Annotated in this window: 17 protein-coding genes; 10 read left to right on the forward strand and 7 right to left on the reverse strand. The window is 45.6% G+C overall.

The genetic code is table 11. From position 1 onward, the window contains the following. The first annotated feature begins 1 nt into the window (after window position 1). Window positions 2-1,363, forward strand: a complete 1,362-nt coding sequence (locus tag ACWYU8_RS14315; protein ID WP_457520328.1) for a TRAP transporter large permease — start codon at window positions 2-4, stop codon at window positions 1,361-1,363. A gap of 39 nt (window positions 1,364-1,402) precedes the next feature. On the opposite strand, the gene ACWYU8_RS14320 is transcribed toward ACWYU8_RS14315, so the two are convergent. From ACWYU8_RS14320 to ACWYU8_RS14330, 3 genes are all read right to left on the reverse strand, one after another. After that, entirely contained in the window at window positions 1,403-1,585 is a 183-nt protein-coding gene (locus ACWYU8_RS14320; protein WP_457520329.1) for a hypothetical protein, read from the reverse strand. An 84-nt stretch (window positions 1,586-1,669) separates the two neighbouring features. Next, window positions 1,670-3,007 carry a sigma-54-dependent transcriptional regulator gene (locus tag ACWYU8_RS14325; RefSeq protein ID WP_457520330.1) on the reverse strand — a complete coding sequence of 446 codons (1,338 nt, stop codon included), beginning with the start codon at window positions 3,005-3,007 and terminating at the stop codon, window positions 1,670-1,672. Window positions 3,008-3,011: 4 nt separating this feature from the next. Next, window positions 3,012-4,817, reverse strand: a complete 1,806-nt coding sequence (locus ACWYU8_RS14330; RefSeq protein ID WP_457520331.1) for an ATP-binding protein — start codon at window positions 4,815-4,817, stop codon at window positions 3,012-3,014. A 58-nt stretch (window positions 4,818-4,875) separates the two neighbouring features. On the opposite strand from ACWYU8_RS14330, the gene ACWYU8_RS14335 reads away from it, so the two are divergent. From ACWYU8_RS14335 to ACWYU8_RS14370, 8 genes are all read left to right on the forward strand, one after another. Continuing rightward, entirely contained in the window at window positions 4,876-5,040 is a 165-nt protein-coding gene (locus tag ACWYU8_RS14335; protein ID WP_457520357.1) for a hypothetical protein, read from the forward strand. A 300-nt stretch (window positions 5,041-5,340) separates the two neighbouring features. Next, the gene (gene tig, locus ACWYU8_RS14340; RefSeq protein ID WP_457520332.1) at window positions 5,341-6,645 is read left to right on the forward strand and encodes a trigger factor; all 1,305 of its coding nucleotides are present in this window, start codon (window positions 5,341-5,343) and stop codon (window positions 6,643-6,645) included. 105 nt (window positions 6,646-6,750) lie between these two features. Beyond that, on the forward strand, window positions 6,751-7,377 hold the full coding sequence (clpP, locus tag ACWYU8_RS14345) for an ATP-dependent Clp endopeptidase proteolytic subunit ClpP (protein WP_444496260.1): 627 nt from the start codon (window positions 6,751-6,753) through the stop codon (window positions 7,375-7,377). A 70-nt stretch (window positions 7,378-7,447) separates the two neighbouring features. Continuing rightward, window positions 7,448-8,728: an ATP-dependent protease ATP-binding subunit ClpX gene (gene clpX / locus ACWYU8_RS14350; protein WP_457520333.1), complete on the forward strand. Its 1,281-nt coding sequence runs from the start codon at window positions 7,448-7,450 to the stop codon at window positions 8,726-8,728. 130 nt (window positions 8,729-8,858) lie between these two features. Then, entirely contained in the window at window positions 8,859-11,210 is a 2,352-nt protein-coding gene (gene lon, locus ACWYU8_RS14355; RefSeq protein ID WP_457520334.1) for an endopeptidase La, read from the forward strand. A 194-nt stretch (window positions 11,211-11,404) separates the two neighbouring features. Next, complete coding sequence (locus tag ACWYU8_RS14360; protein WP_444496258.1) at window positions 11,405-11,677, forward strand: HU family DNA-binding protein; 273 nt, start codon at window positions 11,405-11,407, stop codon at window positions 11,675-11,677. A gap of 203 nt (window positions 11,678-11,880) precedes the next feature. After that, complete coding sequence (gene ppiD, locus ACWYU8_RS14365; protein WP_457520335.1) at window positions 11,881-13,740, forward strand: peptidylprolyl isomerase; 1,860 nt, start codon at window positions 11,881-11,883, stop codon at window positions 13,738-13,740. A 149-nt stretch (window positions 13,741-13,889) separates the two neighbouring features. Next, entirely contained in the window at window positions 13,890-14,174 is a 285-nt protein-coding gene (locus ACWYU8_RS14370; RefSeq protein ID WP_457520356.1) for a ComEA family DNA-binding protein, read from the forward strand. Between the two features lie 88 nt (window positions 14,175-14,262). On the opposite strand, the gene rrtA is transcribed toward ACWYU8_RS14370, so the two are convergent. After that, window positions 14,263-14,814, reverse strand: coding sequence for a rhombosortase (gene rrtA / locus ACWYU8_RS14375; protein WP_457520336.1), 552 nt, complete (start codon window positions 14,812-14,814; stop codon window positions 14,263-14,265). A gap of 3 nt (window positions 14,815-14,817) precedes the next feature. Here rrtA and ACWYU8_RS14380 point away from each other — a divergent pair, with 3 nt between their 5' ends. Further along, entirely contained in the window at window positions 14,818-15,441 is a 624-nt protein-coding gene (locus tag ACWYU8_RS14380) for a tRNA-uridine aminocarboxypropyltransferase (protein ID WP_457520337.1), read from the forward strand. Here ACWYU8_RS14380 and ACWYU8_RS14385 read toward each other — a convergent pair. The 3 genes from ACWYU8_RS14385 to ACWYU8_RS14395 all read right to left on the reverse strand — a co-directional run bounded on the left by ACWYU8_RS14385 (window position 15,438) and on the right by ACWYU8_RS14395 (window position 18,659). Beyond that, the gene (locus tag ACWYU8_RS14385; RefSeq protein WP_457520338.1) at window positions 15,438-16,760 is read right to left on the reverse strand and encodes an anti-phage deoxyguanosine triphosphatase; all 1,323 of its coding nucleotides are present in this window, start codon (window positions 16,758-16,760) and stop codon (window positions 15,438-15,440) included. The genes ACWYU8_RS14380 and ACWYU8_RS14385 overlap by 4 nt on opposite strands. 23 nt (window positions 16,761-16,783) lie before the next feature. Beyond that, complete coding sequence (yfbR, locus tag ACWYU8_RS14390) at window positions 16,784-17,368, reverse strand: 5'-deoxynucleotidase (protein ID WP_457520339.1); 585 nt, start codon at window positions 17,366-17,368, stop codon at window positions 16,784-16,786. Between the two features lie 76 nt (window positions 17,369-17,444). After that, window positions 17,445-18,659, reverse strand: a complete 1,215-nt coding sequence (locus ACWYU8_RS14395) for a pyridoxal phosphate-dependent aminotransferase (protein WP_457520340.1) — start codon at window positions 18,657-18,659, stop codon at window positions 17,445-17,447. Window positions 18,660-18,754 lie beyond the last annotated feature (95 nt).

Here is an 18,754-nt window from a genome sequence, read left to right on the forward strand (position 1 = left end):
CATGGATATTTTACTATTGTTCGTGATGGTGATTGGCTTCATGCTTATCGGTGTGCCGATTGCTGTCTCACTTGGTTTATCAAGCATTTTGTTTTTGATGTGGCACTCCGATGCATCTTTGGCGTCGGTTGCTCAGACGCTTTTTAATGCATTTGAAGGTCACTACACATTATTAGCGATTCCATTTTTCATTCTTGCCTCCAGCTTCATGTCTACCGGTGGCGTAGCGAAGCGTATCATTCGCTTTGCGATAGCTCTCGTTGGCTGGTTCAGAGGCGGGTTGGCGATGGCTTCAGTCGTAGCATGTATGATGTTCGCTGCACTGTCGGGTTCGTCTCCTGCTACGGTGGTCGCGATTGGTAGTATCGTTATCGCCGGGATGATCAAAAATGGTTACTCCAAAGACTTTGCTGCAGGGGTTATCTGTAATGCGGGCACGCTCGGTATCCTGATCCCACCTTCCATCGTAATGGTTGTGTACGCAGCGGCGACAGACGTTTCTGTTGGTCGTATGTTCTTAGGTGGCGTCATTCCGGGATTGCTAGCGGGCGTGATGTTGATGATCGCAATCTATATTGCTGCTCGTATTAAGAACTTGCCTAAACAGCCATTTGTGGGTTGGAAAGAGACGTTTGCTGCGGCTAAAGACGCCGTGTGGGGTCTGTTGCTCGTTGTGATTATTCTGGGTGGTATATACGGCGGGATTTTTACACCAACAGAAGCAGCGGCGGTCGCGGCGGTATACGCTTTCTTAATCGCCAACTTTGTTTACAAGGACATGGGGCCGTTCGCGGATAAGCAGGATACCAAACCGGCGATTGTGAAAGTGCTGCACAGTTTTGTTCACAAAGACACACAACAAACTCTGTTCGAAGCGGGTAAGTTGACGATCATGCTGTTGTTCATCATTGCTAATGCGTTGATCCTGAAGCATGTACTGACGGAAGAACGCATTCCTCAGATGATTACTGAATCGATGCTTTCTGCAGGGCTTGGGCCGATATCCTTCTTGATTGTGGTCAACGTGCTTTTGTTGATTGGCGGTCAGTTCATGGAACCATCTGGCCTGTTAATCATCGTTGCGCCACTGGTATTCCCGATTGCGATCGCTCTAGGCATTGATCCAATCCACTTGGGTATCATGATGGTGGTGAACATGGAAATAGGTATGATAACGCCTCCGGTTGGTCTCAATCTCTTTGTTACTGCCGGGGTGGCCAAGATGTCGATGTTGAACGTAGTGAAAGCCGCGCTGCCTTGGGTTGCCGTGATGTTCTTGTTCCTTATTATCGTCACTTACGTGCCTTGGGTTTCAACCTGGTTACCAACGACGCTAATGGGGCCGGAGATAATTACCAAGTAACCCAGTTCAAATGGATGGATAAAAAAGAGGTGTGATTAGTCACACCTCTTCATCGATTGATTTGTAATCATGTCTTCTGGGCTCAGTATTTATTCTGCGTTCATAGCCATGCCACTTTTTCTTACTCTTTCTGCGATCCTGACCTGTACGTCGCTCTTCCTGATAGTGACCATCAACGATCACGGTATCGGTAATCACAGGTATTCGGATTTTCTCATTCATGCCCGGTCACCAACTATTTAACTTAAATTCGACTACAAAAAGTATGAGTCAGGTTGGATAAAGGGACAAATGTGATGCTTAGTTTTATTTATACAGATCTTTATCTATCTGATAGCGTTGCATTTTGTCGTACAGTGTTTTGCGAGGTACATTCAATTGCGTCATGGTTTGCTTAATGCTGCCGTTGTTTTCCAGCAAGGCATTTTCAATCGCGGCTTTCTCAAATTCGGCGACTTGTTCCGCGAGGCTAGAAGAAGGCGTGGAAGCCGGGCTTGAATCTCCGAGCTGAATCAGCTTGCCAAGTAAAACAAAACGCTCTGCGGCATTTCTCAACTCCCGCACGTTCCCCGGCCAGTCATGCGCCATTAATGTCGCGAGATCCTGAGGCGATAAACCCGGTGAGCTTTTCCCATATCGTGAGGCTGCAACCAATAGAAAATGATGGAATAGAGCAGGGATGTCCTCCTTGCGCATACGAAGAGGAGGCAAATCTAATGTCACTACATTGAGGCGATAGTAGAGATCTTGGCGGAATTTTCCTTCATCTGCCGCACGTTTTAGATCCACTTTGGTCGCCGCAATCACGCGAATGTCTAAAGGGAGCAGCTCATTAGAACCCACACGTTCGATAGCGCGTTCTTGCAGGACTCGCAGCAAACGGATTTGTGCCTGAATTGGCATGGATTCAATTTCATCTAGAAAAAGGGTGCCTCCTTGCGCAAATTCGAACTTACCTATCCGGCGACTTTCAGCTCCGGTAAATGCGCCTTTCTCATGGCCGTAGAGCTCACTTTCAATCAGGTTCTCTGGCACCGCGCCACAATTTACTGCCACAAAGTTATGGTTTCTGCGCCGGCTCTGTTCGTGCAAGGAACGGGCAATAAGTTCTTTGCCAGTGCCTGTCTCACCGAACAATAAAATGTCAGCGTCAGTATCCGCAATATGAGTAATGGTTGCACGCAATGTCTGGATACTGGCGGTATCACCAATGATTCTTGGACCGAGTGCCTGACTGGCTTTGAGAGTCTGGCGAAGCTTTTTGTTTTCATTGGTCAGCTGGCGTTTTTCGATAGCCCGCTTTACCGTTTCAACTAAATGCTCAGGGGAAAAGGGTTTCTCGATAAAGTCATAAGCGCCCTGATGCAATGCGTTGACTGCCATTGAGATGTCGCCATGACCAGTGATCATAATCACGGGCAGGTGATTGTCTTTCTGCATCATGGTATTGAGTAAGCTCATACCCGATATACCCGGCAGGCAGATATCGGTGACGATGACACCGGGCTCTGAGCCTTTTTTCATTGCAAGCAGAGCAGATTCTGCATCGGGAAAAAATTGTGCGTCGATATCTGCTAATTCGAAAGTCTGTTCTATAGCGAGCCTCAGATCGGCTTCATCATCAATAAAGAACACCTGACACATAATCTTATCCTTCTAATTGTTCGGTGTTTGGTGTGACAACGGGTAAAGAGAGTGAAAAGCGCGCGCCGCCCTGAGCACGATTCTGTGCCGTCAAATGACCGTTCATCCCTTTTAATATTTGCTGTGATATTGATAGCCCCAACCCCAGGCCATTCTTCTTAGTGGTCAAAAATGGCTCACAAAGCTCGCGCAGTGAATGTTGGCCAATGCCCGGACCATTATCATCAATATGTACTTCGATGTTCTCGCGGCTTTGGTCAAGCTCTACAGATAAGTTCACCCACTTATCTTCCTGGTCTTTAACTGCCTCGATGGCGTTAGTCAGTAGATTGACCAGCACTTGTTCTAGCTGAATGGTGTTAATCAGGACATCTGCGTCCTGGGTTATGGATTGGGCCGATAAGTTAACCCGAGCTGACTTAAACGCCGGCTTCATCAACTCTTTGGCTGAAGCAATCACGGGTAGTAGCCGGGTTTTAGTGAGTTCATTGCCGCTGGTTTTTTTTGCAAAAGAGCGCAACTGCTGACTGATATTGGCCATTCGATCGGTCAGGGCCGAAATACGGCTCAAATTATCTGAGACCCTGTCAAACTTTTCTTTTTTTAAGAACAACTTGCCGTTTTCTGCAAAACTACGAATCGCGGCGAGTGGGTTATTCAGTTCGTGACTAATACTCGCGGACATTTGTCCAAGCACCGCAAGCTTCGCAGCCTGAACCAATTCATCCTGAGTAAAGCGCAATGTTTTCTCGGTTTCTGTTCGCTGAGCGATTTCTGCCTGCAACTCAGCGGTGCGAGCCATCACCTGGTACTCGAGCTTTTGGTTTGCCTCTTGCTGAATACGTTCGAGCTGTAAATGACGTTGCTGGCGGTGATAAATCAATTGCCCGATGAGAAACAGGATCGTGAAAATCAGGGTGAGAACCAAAAGGTAACCCAGAGTAATCCAGACGATAGATTGTTTTGGAGACAGAACTCTCATGGTTAGCTTGATATCAGGAAGCGAAAGGGAAGACACGACCAAGGTTCCTTTGCTGTATGGGTAGCCTTGCTTGAGTTCAGTGATCGGTTGGTCGAGATCGCCAACAAAATTTAAGCTCCGAATTTGGGTTTTAAGATACTGGCGGCTGGCCCAAATTTGCGTTTTCTTCGTGTCACTAAGCGGTTGTAAGCTTTTAAGCAGCCAATCTCTCTTGCTACTCATAAATACAATGCCATTAGGGTCGCTGGACACAAAGACACTATCGGACTGCTGCCAGTTGTCTTCGATTTTATTTAAATCCATTTTAACGACCACAACCCCAAGCACTCCGCCGGCGTAAATGATTGGAGCCGAGTAATAGTAACCACGTTTACCAGATGTAGAACCGAGGGCGTAATATTGGCTTTGTTCACCGAGAATGGCTTGCTTGAAATAAGGACGAAACGCGAAGTTACGACCTATGAATGAACGTTCCTGACGCCAATTACTGGCAGCGATAGTCGTGCCCCATTGATCAATGAGATAAGTGTCTGCGGCGGCGATAACCTTATTGACCGACTCCAAATATCGATTGGTGACTTCAAGCTGCGCGCTGTTTTGTGGATGCAGTAGTGCTTCGAAAAGAGGCGCATCCTTGGCCAAAAGATTCGGAATGTGGGCGTACTTATCCAGTTTGTTCTTCACGTGGCTTGAAAACTGTTCAAGTTGGGCGTGATGTTTATCAAGTAATGTTTGGTAGCTGGATTGCCATACCCAACGACCACCCACGATGGCACACAGGAAGTATAAGGCGAAAAAAATCAGTAGAATACGGTCTCGTTGTGACATCCTTTCATTCCCGGCTTGGCTCTTTTGGCATACGTAAGAAATGTTAATGGTATGTAGAATGGATTGGGGATTTAGTTATCAACTCTGTGGAGTAAAACAAGAGCAAGATCTCTTTTTAGGCTTTTCAATAAAAAAAGCTGTCGATTCCCTTGAAAAAGTCGCTATTGTCCCCATTCTAGATATGCCGAGGTTTTGGATGCGGGTTTCTTATCGCATTTTTTAGAAAAAATGAGGCAACATTCGAGAATTTAGTGCAGACAATGTCCACATGGTGGCTATTGGCTCGACAGGGTAGTAACAGATCGCTAGAATGTCGCGTCTAAAATTCTGTCTTGAGGCTAATAGGAGATACCTTTGGTACTTATGCTGAAGATATCACTGATTAGTCCGGTACTGATAAACAGTATCGATACTCGATTTAAATAGGTGCTCGGACAGAACACAACACAAGGATGAGGCGTTAACTCAGGTGAGTTACGCTCATACGCTCGGAAAACCGAGCCACTTTAGAGGTTTATATATAATGCAAGTTACTGTTGAAACGCTAGAGGGCCTAGAGCGCCGTCTAAACATTACTGTTCCAGCTGCAAACATCGAAGACGCTGTAACAGCTGAACTACGCAACATCGCTAAAAACCGTCGTTTCGATGGTTTCCGTAAGGGTAAAGTACCTCTAAAAATGGTTGCTCAAATGTACGGCAAAGCTGTACGTCAAGACATTCTTGGTGAAGTAATGCAACGCCACTTCATCGAAGCGATCGTAAAAGAGAAAATCAATCCAGCTGGCGCACCAACGTTCGCTCCTGTAGAAAACAAAGAAGGTGCAGACCTAGTTTTCGCAGCAACTTTTGAAGTTTACCCAGAAGTTGAACTAAAAGGCCTGGAAAACATCGCTGTTGAGAAGCCAGTGACTGAAGTTAAAGATGCAGACGTAGAAGAGATGATCGAAACTCTACGTAAGCAACAAGCGACTTGGGCAGAAGTTGAAGCAGCAGCAGAAGACGGTAAGCGCGTAAGCATCGACTTCGTTGGTTCTATCGACGGTGAAGAGTTCGAAGGTGGTAAAGCTGAGAACTTCCCTCTAGAAATGGGCGCTGGTCGTATGATTCCTGGTTTTGAAGATGGTATCGTAGGCAAATCTGCTGGTATGGAATTCGAAATCGACGTGACTTTCCCAGAAGATTACCACGCTGAAAACCTAAAAGGTAAAGCAGCTAAGTTTGCAATCAAAGTGAACAAAGTTGAAGCACGTGAACTTCCAGAGCTAAACGAAGAATTCGTTGCTAAGTTCGGCGTTGCTGAAGGCGGTGTTGACGCTCTTAAAGCTGAAGTACGCAAAAACATGGAACGCGAACTTAAGCAAGCTGTTAAGAACCGCATCAAAGAGCAAGCGATCGACGGTCTAGTTAAAGAAAACGAAATCGATGTTCCTGCTGCACTTGTAGATCAAGAAATCCAGGTTCTACGTCAGCAAGCTGCACAACGCTTCGGTGGCAACCCAGAAGCAGCTGCACAGCTTCCACGTGAACTGTTCGAAGAGCAAGCGAAACGCCGCGTAGTTGTTGGTCTTCTACTAGGTGAAGTCATCAAGTCTGAAGAGCTAAAAGCGGACGACGAGAAAGTTAAAGCGCTAATCGAAGAAATGGCTACTGCATACGAAGATCCATCAGAAGTTATTGCTTACTACGAGCAAAACGAGCAAATGATGAACAGCATGCGTAACGTAGCTCTAGAAGAGCAAGCAATCGACGCGATCATCGCTAAAGCACAGGTTACAGAGAAAGAAGTAGGCTTCAACGAGCTACTTAATCAACAACCTGCTGCTTAATAAGCATAATCTTGCGTAGAAGGTTGACTTAACGTTAACTATTCTGCTAACAATGGTCCGTATGATAATTATCATCCGGGCCATTTATTTTAGGGACATAAGAATATGAGCTACCAAGAAAAAAATGCAATGTCGCCAATTATTGACGCACTAGTACCAATGGTGGTTGAACAGACTTCCCGAGGTGAGCGTTCTTACGATATCTATTCACGATTGCTGAAAGAACGTGTGATTTTTTTAACGGGTCAAGTGGAAGACCACATGGCAAACCTTGTCGTGGCTCAACTACTTTTCCTAGAATCTGAAAATCCAGATAAAGATATTTTCCTATACATCAACTCTCCAGGTGGTAGTGTAACAGCAGGTATGTCGATTTATGACACGATGCAGTTTATCAAGCCGAATGTGAGCACCGTATGTATGGGTCAAGCATGCTCAATGGGTGCCTTCCTTCTAGCTGGTGGTGCTCCGGGCAAGCGTTACGTGCTGCCTAACTCACGTGTGATGATCCACCAACCACTCGGTGGTTTCCAGGGGCAGGCTTCTGATATCCAAATCCATGCTCAGGAAATCCTGACCATTAAGCAGAAGTTAAACAAACTGTTAGCGGAACATACAGGCCAGCCACTTGACGTTATTGAGCGCGATACGGATCGTGATAATTTCATGTCAGCAGATCAGGCTGTGGAATATGGCATTGTGGATGCAGTGTTGCGCCACCGTGGCGAGTAATTTGCCGGGGCATTTTGGCAAAAATTGATATACACTCATTCATGAAGAGTAAAGGCTAAGAGGTTAGCGAATGACAGATAAAAGCAAAGAAAGTGGCAGCGGTAAATTGCTGTACTGTTCTTTCTGCGGCAAAAGTCAGCACGAAGTTCGCAAGCTAATCGCGGGTCCATCAGTTTACATTTGTGACGAATGTGTCGACTTATGTAACGATATCATTCGCGAAGAAATCAAGGATGTTCTTCCTAAGAAAGAATCTGAAGCGTTACCAACGCCAAAACAGATCCGCGAACACCTTGATGACTATGTGATCGGACAAGATTACGCGAAAAAAGTGCTCGCAGTTGCGGTATATAACCACTATAAGCGTTTACGCAATGGTGATACAACGAGCGAAGGTGTGGAACTTGGTAAAAGTAACATCCTTCTGATTGGTCCTACGGGCAGTGGTAAAACACTACTTGCTGAGACACTTGCTCGATTCTTGGATGTGCCATTTACAATGGCAGACGCGACCACACTAACTGAAGCAGGTTATGTGGGCGAAGACGTTGAAAACATCATCCAAAAGCTTCTGCAAAAATGTGATTACGATGTCGCTAAGGCTGAACGTGGCATTGTATACATTGATGAAATTGACAAAATTTCTCGCAAAGCTGAAAACCCATCCATTACGCGTGACGTATCCGGTGAAGGTGTTCAGCAGGCACTATTAAAACTTATTGAAGGCACGGTTGCTTCAGTTCCTCCGCAAGGTGGTCGTAAGCATCCTCAGCAAGAATTCCTCCAAGTGGACACCTCTAAGATCCTGTTCATCTGTGGTGGTGCATTTGCTGGCCTTGATAAGGTGATCGAACAGCGTGTAGCCACAGGTACAGGTATTGGTTTTGGTGCGGAAGTCCGTTCTAAGAACGAAACCAAAACCATCGGCGAACTGTTTACTCAGGTTGAGCCAGAAGATCTAGTGAAGTACGGTCTGATTCCAGAATTCATTGGTCGTCTTCCTGTTACCACTACGTTGACAGAGCTTGATGAAGAAGCGCTTATTCAGATCCTATGTGAGCCGAAGAACGCACTGACCAAGCAGTATGCAGCATTGTTCGAACTGGAAAACGCCGAGCTTGAATTCCGCGAAGATGCACTTCGTGCTATTGCCAAGAAAGCAATGGAGCGTAAAACAGGTGCTCGTGGCTTACGTTCAATTCTGGAAAGTGTTCTACTCGAGACCATGTACGAATTGCCATCTACGACAGATGTAAGCAAAGTCGTGATCGATGAGTCAGTCATTAATGGCGAGTCAGAGCCGCTGCTTATCTACAGCAATGCCGATAATCAGGCCGCTGGAGCAGAATAAATTCCGCTATGAATGAAAAGGAGGTAAGTAATTACCTCCTTTTTTTATTTCTCTTATTGAATCCAAACAATTAGCCCCCATATACTGCCTTAAGTAATACGTTAAACGTGAAAGCGGAAGAGAGAATTATATGAACTTGGAACGTTCCGAGCGTATCGAGATCCCGGTATTACCTCTACGTGACGTAGTGGTCTACCCGCACATGGTTATTCCATTGTTTGTTGGTCGTGAGAAATCGATTAGCTGTCTAGAAACGGCGATGGAAACAAACAAACAAGTTCTGCTTGTGGCACAAAAGCAAGCTGACACTGATGAACCAACGGTTGACGACCTGTTCGACGTAGGTACGGTTGCTACCATTCTTCAGCTTCTGAAGCTTCCTGATGGTACAGTAAAAGTACTGGTTGAAGGTCAGCAACGCGCTAAAATTAATCACTTTAAAGAGAGTGATTTCTTCTTGGCCGAGGCAGAATTCATCGTAACGCCAGAGCTGGATGAGCGCGAGCAAGAAGTCATCGTTCGTAGTGCGATCAATCAGTTCGAAGGCTTTATCAAGCTAAACAAAAAAATCCCGCCAGAAGTACTGACTTCACTCAATGGGATTGACGAAGCTGCACGTCTGGCAGATACCATTGCTGCTCACATGCCACTCAAGTTGGTAGACAAGCAGCAAGTACTAGAGATTATTGATGTCACCGAACGTTTGGAATTCCTGATGGGCCAAATGGAGTCGGAGATCGATCTGCTGCAAGTTGAAAAACGCATTCGTGGCCGTGTTAAAAAGCAAATGGAGAAGTCTCAGCGTGAGTACTATCTGAATGAGCAAATGAAAGCGATTCAGAAAGAACTCGGCGAGATGGAAGATGCGCCGGACGAATTCGAAACGCTGCAGAAGAAAATCGAAGAATCAAAAATGCCTCAAGAGGCACGTGACAAGACAGAACAAGAGCTGCAGAAGCTTAAGATGATGTCTCCAATGTCTGCGGAAGCGACAGTGGTGCGTAGCTATATCGATTGGATGGTAAGTGTTCCTTGGTCTAAGCGTTCTAAGGTGAAGAAAAACCTGGCGAAAGCGGAAGAGATTCTGAACGAAGACCACTACGGTCTGGAGCGCGTCAAAGAGCGTATTCTGGAATACTTAGCGGTACAAAATCGTATTAACAAGCTGAAAGGTCCGATCCTTTGCCTTGTTGGTCCTCCAGGTGTGGGTAAAACGTCTTTGGGACGCTCAATTGCTTCTGCGACCGGTCGTAAATACGTTCGTATGGCGCTGGGCGGCGTGCGTGACGAAGCTGAAATTCGTGGCCACCGTCGTACTTACATCGGCTCATTGCCGGGTAAGCTTATCCAGAAGATGTCGAAAGTTGGGGTGAAAAACCCGCTATTCCTTCTTGATGAGATCGACAAGATGTCTTCAGACATGCGTGGTGACCCTGCATCGGCATTGCTGGAAGTTCTGGACCCAGAGCAAAACAACTCGTTCAACGATCACTACTTGGAAGTGGATTACGATTTGTCAGACGTGATGTTTGTTGCAACGTCTAACTCGATGAACATTCCAGGTCCATTACTTGATCGTATGGAAGTGATTCGTCTATCTGGCTACACAGAAGATGAAAAACTGAATATCGCGAAGCGTCATTTAGTCGATAAACAGCTGCAACGTAATGGTTTGAAACCAAACGAGATTGTTATCGAAGATTCGGCGATTGTCGGTATTATTCGTTACTACACACGTGAAGCTGGTGTACGTAACCTAGAGCGTGAAATTTCAAAAATCTGTCGTAAGGCAGTGAAGAATATCCTGCTGGATAACAACATTAAGTCAGTTACGGTCTCAATGGACAACTTGAAAGAGTACTTAGGTGTTCAGCGTTTTGACTACGGTAAAGCGGATGAAAGCAATCGCATTGGTCAAGTGACAGGTTTGGCTTGGACAGAAGTAGGTGGCGATCTTCTCACCATCGAAACTCAGTCTATGCCGGGTAAAGGTAAACTGACGCAAACCGGTTCGCTTGGCGATGTAATGCAAGAGTCTATTCAGGCAGCGATGACCGTCGTTCGCTCTCGTGCGGAAAAACTGGGTATCAACACAGATTTCTACGAGAAGAAAGACATCCACGTACACGTTCCGGAAGGGGCGACGCCAAAAGATGGACCAAGTGCGGGTATCGCAATGTGCACGGCGTTGGTTTCTAGTCTGACAGGCAACCCGGTGAAAGCCGAAGTCGCCATGACAGGCGAAATCACACTACGTGGTGAAGTTCTGCCTATTGGTGGCTTGAAAGAAAAGTTACTTGCGGCACATCGCGGTGGCATTAAAACGGTACTTATTCCAAAAGATAACGAGCGTGATTTGGAAGAGATTCCAGAGAATGTTATCGCAGATCTGACAGTTATCCCGGTTCAGTGGATCGACGAAGTGCTGAAAGTTGCACTCGAGCGAGACCCGACGGGCGTAGAGATCGACGCTAAAAAATAGTGATGTATAGCAAAAATAAGTAAAAGTTTACGCTGATAACCCTAAAAAGGCTTGTCAGCGTTTTTTTTGGACGCTAAGTTAGTTTTGATAGCTCGCAGCCCTTTATTAATAAGGGTTGGAGTCGTTTATTTATTAATTTATGGAACGAAAGTCATCACAAAAATAATCACAGATGACACAAAGGGGAAATTACAGTGAATAAAACTCAGTTAGTTGAACAAATCGCAGAAAATGCAGATATTTCTAAAGCGTCAGCGGGTCGTGCACTAGATGCATTCATCGAAGCAGTAAGTGGTACTCTTCAAACTGGTGACCAAGTTGCTCTAGTTGGCTTCGGCACATTCAGCGTTCGTACTCGTGCAGCACGTACTGGCCGTAACCCAAAAACTGGTGAAGAAATCCAAATCGCGGAAGCAAAAGTACCTTCATTCAAAGCTGGTAAAGCACTAAAAGACGCTTGTAACTAATAACCGAGTGTCGACTCAATATTTGGCTATATGAATAACTTTTGCTCAAACCAATAAGTTTCGAACAAAAATTTACAAACTTCGGGCCGAACTTTCTTAAATTATGCGCATCATACTGATGCGCATTTCTTTTTCTGGTATTATCGCGTCATTAAATTTTCTAGTAGAAGCCTTATGCTTCAATTGTGGAGAGCAGTTAAATTATGATGGATCGACTACGCGAAGGCGTGAATAGCATCGCGGTCAAAATTATCCTTGGGCTTATCATCCTGTCTTTCGTATTTGCAGGTGTGGGCAGCTACATTGTTGGTGGCAGTAACAACTCAGCGGCGAAAGTAGGTAACACAGATATTCCTCGCAGCGAATTTGAGATGGCTTACCAAAACGAGCGTAATCGCATGCAAGCGCAATTGGGTGATTACTTCGCTCAAATGTTGGCTGACCCAGCTTATGTTGAATCTTTCCGCAAATCCGTTCTCGATCGTATGATCAATGACGTGCTGCTTGACCAACAAGCAGAAGCGCTAGGCCTAAGAATCAGCGATGAACAAGTTCGTAGCATGATTCTGGAAATGCCTCAGTTCCAGTCAAGTGGTCAATTCGACCAAGAAATCTACCAAGCGTCTCTACGTCGCGCTGGTTTCTCTCCAGATTCATTTGCCGAATACATGCGTCGTGAGTTAGTTCGTGAACAGCTTCTGAATGCGCTACAAACCAGCGAGTTCACTCTGCCGGGAGAAGTTCAGTCGGAAGGTAAGCTTTTCACTCAAACACGTGATATTCGCACTATTACTATCGATTTAGCTGAGTTTGCTAAGCAGGTAGAACTTACCGACGAAGAAATTCAAGAGTACTACAAAGCAAACCAAGATAACTTTACTCGTCCAGAGCAAGCTAAAGTCGCGTACATTGAACTATCCGCTGAGGCTCTGAAGAAGCAGATCGAAGTTTCCGATGAGGAAGTGAAGAAGTACTACGATGAGCACCTGGATAAGTACTCTTCAGAAGAGCAACGTCGTGTCGCTCATATCCTTGTTGAAGGTGATGACGAGGCGAAAGCACAAGCAATTTTGGATGAGCTAAATAACGGTGCTGATTTCGCAACAGTTGCAAAAGAAAAATCTGAGGATTTTGGTAGCGCTGAAAATGGTGGCGACCTGGGCTGGATTGAACGTGATGTGATGGACCCGTCATTCGAAGCGGCAGCATTCGCACTTAAGAATCCTGGTGATATGTCAGAATTAGTGAAGTCTGATTTTGGTTACCACATCATCAAGCTTGAAGAGCTGAAAGATTCAGTAGCAACACCATTTGCTGACGTTGCAGATGAAATCAAGCAAGAGTTAGTTGATCAGAAAGCGGTCGATAAGTTCTACGAACTACAAAGTGAGCTTGAACGTGTCGCGTTTGAGTCTCCGGACTCACTGGATGATGCGTCTAAAGCTGTTGACCAAGCAGTACAAACAACAGACTTTATCTCTCAAGCCGATGCACCAGAAGTCCTACGTAATCCAGCGGTTATGCAGGCAATCCTAAGCCCTGAAGTGAAAGAAGACGGCCTGAACTCTGAAGCTATTGAAGTGGCACCTGAGCACATTGTGGTTGTGCGTGTTGAAGAATCTCGCGCAGAGACTGTACTTCCTCTTGCTGATGTGAAAGATCAAGTTGTTGCTGAGCTTTCTCGTGTTAAAGGCGAGCAAGGCGCATTAGAGCTCGGTACAAAAGTAGTTGCTGCTCTGAAAGAGGGTAAAACGGAAGTGCTTGCTGAAAATAACCTTTCGTTCGGTGAGCAAGAATCGGTAGACCGTCGTTCTCCACATGCGGCAACCGTATTTGCAATGGCAAAACCAGTTGATGGTAAGGCTGTATACGGTCAATCAAAAGACCTGCAAGGCAATGTTGTGGTTATTGAACTAGACGCTGTTAAGTCTGAATTAGACAGCTCTCTGGAAGATCAGGTCGCGACGCAGATGCAACGTTCATCTTCACAACAAGATTTGTCATCTGTACTAGCGGTTTTGCGTGCTAATACTGACATCGAGTACTTTGTTGTGAGCAACTAGGCACTAATCATGTAATTGGCATGTTAGCTAAAACGGGTCGCATAAGCGGCCCGTTTTATTTTTATTCCAACCAACTTTCATCAGTTGCCAGCTTTATCTACAGTATAGCCCTGATTTTTAAACACTAATTGAGAGAGCTTATGTTTAATATGAAGTGGGTTTTAGCCTTGTTTTTGTGTGTGTTTGCACCGCTTGGACTAGCTGCAGAGTTGGAAACAAGCAAGTATGAAGGTATTGAAATTACGGTAAATGTGAATTCCGCGTCGGCAAAAGAGATTGCGACAATGCTGAAAGGGATTGGTGAAAAGAAAGCGCAGGATATCGTGGATTACCGTACTGAGCATGGACCATTCAAGACTGTGAATGACCTTACCAATGTCAAAGGCATTGGAGCGGCGACTTTGCAGAAAAACGAAAATCGTATTGTGCTCTAGGCACGATCTGACTTCCTTGTATTATTTAGTTTAATTTTCCGGTTACTGCTTTCCCGAGCCAAGCCCATTTCAATGGCTCGGGACTTTTTTATCCAAACAGGCGACGGCTAAAGCCTTTTTCCAATAGTGCCATCCCAAGCCCGCCGATTGCCCCAAACAGATGCGCATCTATCGCCACTCTCGCACCAATCATCGCAGCTGTGCTTGTTGAAGGGCCGTAAAGTTGTTCCCAAGCGACTTTCGCGATCAGACCGCCAACGAGTAAGAGACTGCTTCTTCTTGCTTCAAATACTTCTCGCAAGGCCCAGAAGCCGAACAGTCCATGTAGCACTCCAGAAAGTCCTACATAGACTTGCATACTCGTAAATAAATTCAGAGCGCCGACGAAAGTACATAAGAGCAGAAATACAATAAGAAAGTTGTTCGTATTTGGCCGGAAAATAAAGCCGATAACCCATAATCCCGCTAAGTTCATACCTAAATGAGCAAAGTTGGTATGAGTTAGATTTCCTGTTACGATTCGCCACCATTCACCATGGCGAATATTATAGGCGTGCCATTCGCTCAGGCTTGCCATGGGCTCAAATTGTAGTGCTAAGCAGATAACGCTGATGATTGTCAGCAAAGTATAAAGGTTCACTCTATGTCTCGTTATTGTTCTCAGTGTGGAAAATCGCGCAAAGCTTGCATTTGCCCTTGGATTGTACCGCTAGAAAGCGGAGTTGAACTTATCATTCTTCAACATCGTAGTGAAGCGCATCGTCCTCTGGGTACGGCAAGGATTCTCAAATTAAGCTTAGAAAATTGTACCTGTTTGATCGGTGAGAATTTTTCTGAAGATGAAACGCTAAATGCGTTACTTTCTGATAACGATTACCAGCATTGGATTCTCTATCCATCTGAACGCTCAGTATGCCTGTCAGAGCTTGCTGAAGATAAAAGCGTCCACCAGACGAAAATCCGTCTTATCTTGTTGGATGGAACATGGAAAAAGGCTTACAAGATGTGGCAGTTGTCGAGCAATTTACACCGTTTGCCAACGGTGAAACTACCTGAAAATCTTCATGGAAGTTATACGATTCGTAAAGCGCCGACCGAGAATAGTTTATCTACGGTCGAGGCGGGATTTCATGCACTCAGCATACTCGAGCCAAAAAATGATTTTACGCCTCTTTTGAATGCGTTTGACAAAATGATTGAGTTTCAAATTGCCCAGATGCCTCCGGGCGTATTTGAAAAGAATTATCTGAAGGATGAGAACGATTAAAGGACGATCGAGGAGAACAACTGTCGATGCAGTCTCTGCGCATGACTGTCGGTCATAGCAGAAATGTAGTCAGCGATGACTCTCATTTTGTCGCTTTCTGTGACAGCCTGACACCAAATTTCTTTGGTGTGCACTGGAAGAAGGCGTTCAGGCGCAGCCGTTAGCGCTTCAAAGATATCCATGATGATCTGTTGGCCCTTGTACTCCACAATTTGCACTTGTGGTACGTGTATGACGTACTGGCTGACGAAATGTTTCAGCACTTCCAGAGCTTGGGCAGTTTGTGGTGCTAAGCAAGCGTTCCAGGCCAGTAGTGGGCTCGTAAACGCTTCGTCCACCGCTTGAATTGAAATGCTGGTCAGCAGTGCATTAACCATGCCTCCAATCGCGTCTTTTCTTTGATGGTGCTTACCACTGAATAGCATTTGTCCAATGGAATCAATATAGGACTCGAACCAAGGATCTCCACAGTCAGCGAGTTGGCTGGCTGCGCCTTCCTGCCATTGATGGCGAGTTACCATGCCGAGGACAATTGCGTCTTCTAAATCATGAACGCCATAGGCAATATCATCCGCCAGCTCCATAATGGAACAATCCAGCGATTTGAAACGGGTTTTGCTGTGCTCTAAATCCGCAACAGGTTCATCGCGCATTTGACTAAGCAGAGCTCTATCATTGTCAGTAAGAGGTTCAAGTACCCAGTCGAATAAGGCTTTATCACAGTCATAAATGCCTTTAGCTGGATACCACTCGTGGGCTTTTAATTTTCGCTGATGTTCGGCCGGAGTCGGTAAACTGGCTGAGCGAGTCTGGCTAATCAACGCTGGGTATTTTAGCAAGCCAAGTAGAGTCCGGCGTGACAAGTTCATACCAAAGTGTTCCGTATATGGCTCTAACTTGGTCACGATGCGAAAGGTCTGCGCATTGCCTTCAAAACCACCGTGCTCGCGCATCATATAATTCAATGCGATTTCACCACCATGCCCGTAGGGTGGATGACCAATGTCGTGAGCTAAACAGAGTGAATCTATCAAGCTATCGGAAGGCAATAAATCGCGGAACTCCGGTTGTTTCTTTTTCAGCTGTGCAACGATGCCCGTACCCAGTTGAGCGGCTTCGAGTGAGTGGGTTAAACGAGTACGATGGAAGTCTTCCAAGCTGTTGCCATGAACTTGTGTTTTAGCCTGTAAACGGCGGAAAGCGGCAGAATGCAGAATGCGCGCCCTGTCGCGTTGATATGGGCTCCGATGGTCATCTCGGCGGATCTTATGTTCGTCATCGTGGCGTTCTAGCCATTGAGAGTGCAATTCAAATGACACTTATGTCTCCTTTGATTATGGCCTTAACTGATCTCATCCAATGACAACTCAAAGCTTGGTGCAAAGGTCGTCAGAAAGTAATCCATTTCTGGAGTGTTGCGTTCTTGCAGCGTAACTTCAAGGCGTTTTTTCGCTAACGCATACTCATGGTTGCCGGCACTCAGTTCTTCTAAGCACTTAAGGTAGGCGCATATCGAGTCGGCTTGTTTGACGATTTTTGCATCTTCCTCATTTACTGAAAGAGAGAGAAGAAAAGGAGCGAAGTCGTCGTGGAACTCTTCAGGTAGCATGGACAGGAGCTTATGTTCTGCAGCAGCTTCTATCTTCTTATATTCTTTGGCGATTTCCGGATTGTAGTATTTGACCGGAGTGGGTAAATCACCCGTGAGGACTTCGCTGGAGTCGTGATACATCGCAAGGAGCGCGATTCTTTCTGGGTTAAGGTTACCATCGAACTTTTTGTTTTTGATAAGTGCTAACGCGTGGGCAACAAAAGCAACTTGTAAACTGTGCTCTGAGATGTTTTCCGTGGACACAGAGCGCATTAGCGGCCAGCGTTGGATCAGCTTCATTCGAGCCAGATAGGCGAAAAAATGACTTTCTTTCATGGCTTTCTCCGATTCTAAAATAAAAAAGGAGCTCACAATGAGCTCCTCTAAGCATATGAGAGATCGGCAATAATTACTACTGGCTGTAGGTTGTTAAGAAGCGTTCAAATCGCCCGATAGCGGTTTCCAGATCTTCAATATGTGGTAACGTCACGATTCGGAAGTGATCGGGTTTTGGCCAGTTGAAACCTGTCCCCTGAACCAGCAACACTTTCTCTTGCTTCAGGAAGTCGAGCACCATTTGCTGGTCATTCTTAATGCTGTACATGTTAGTGTCAATTTTCGGGAACAGGTACATTGCGCCTTTAGGCTTAACGCACGACACCCCTGGGATCTGAGTGATCAGTTCATACGCGCGGTTGCGTTGCTCAAGCAGGCGACCACCCGGTAAGATCAGCTCATTGATACTCTGATAGCCACCCAGCGCGGTCTGGATAGCGTGCTGCATTGGCACGTTGGCACACAGACGCATCGAGGATAGCAACTCTAACCCTTTAACATACCCTTGCGCTAAATGCTTAGGGCCAGTCAGGAACATCCAGCCACCACGAAAACCACATACACGGTATGCTTTAGACAATCCATTGAATGTCATGACTAACACGTCTTCAGTCAGCGTCGCAACAGAGGTATGAGTTGCGCCATCGTAAAGTACTTTGTCGTAGATTTCGTCTGCAAAGATGATCAGTTTGTGCTGACGTGCAATTTCAATGATTTCCAGCAAAAAGTCACGGCTGTAAACCGCACCTGTTGGGTTGTTTGGGTTAATCAGAACAATCCCGCGAGTTTTTGGGGTAATTTTGCTTTTGATATCATCTAAATCTGGATACCAGTCGGCTTCTTCATCACAGATGTAATGAACCGGTTTACCGCCAGACAACGCAACAGATGCTGTCCATAGTGGGTAATCCGGAGCAGGGATCAACATTTCATCGCCATTGTTCAATAGCGCTTGCATGGACATCATGATCAACTCTGACACACCGTTACCAATGTAAACGTCTTCTACATCCAGAGAGCGAATGCCTTTGCGTTGATAGTGCTGAACCACTGCTTTTCGTGCAGAGTAGATACCTTTGGAATCTACATAGCCTTGAGAAGTTGGTAGATTTCGGATTACATCGACTAAAATCTCATCAGGGGCGTCAAAACCAAATGGGGCGGGGTTACCAATATTTAGCTTTAGGATTTTATGTCCTTCTTCCTCCATGCGTTTAGCATGTTTGAGTACAGGTCCCCTAATGTCATAGCAGACATTATCGAGTTTTGACGACATCCCGATATTTTGCATTGTGTAGTTCCTAAAAATTCGTTAATTTCTTTATTAAAATACAATAATTTGTATTTTAATAGAATATGTATCTGTAAATTATCTATTCAACGGCG

The sequence above is a fragment of the Vibrio limimangrovi genome (assembly GCF_054064025.1).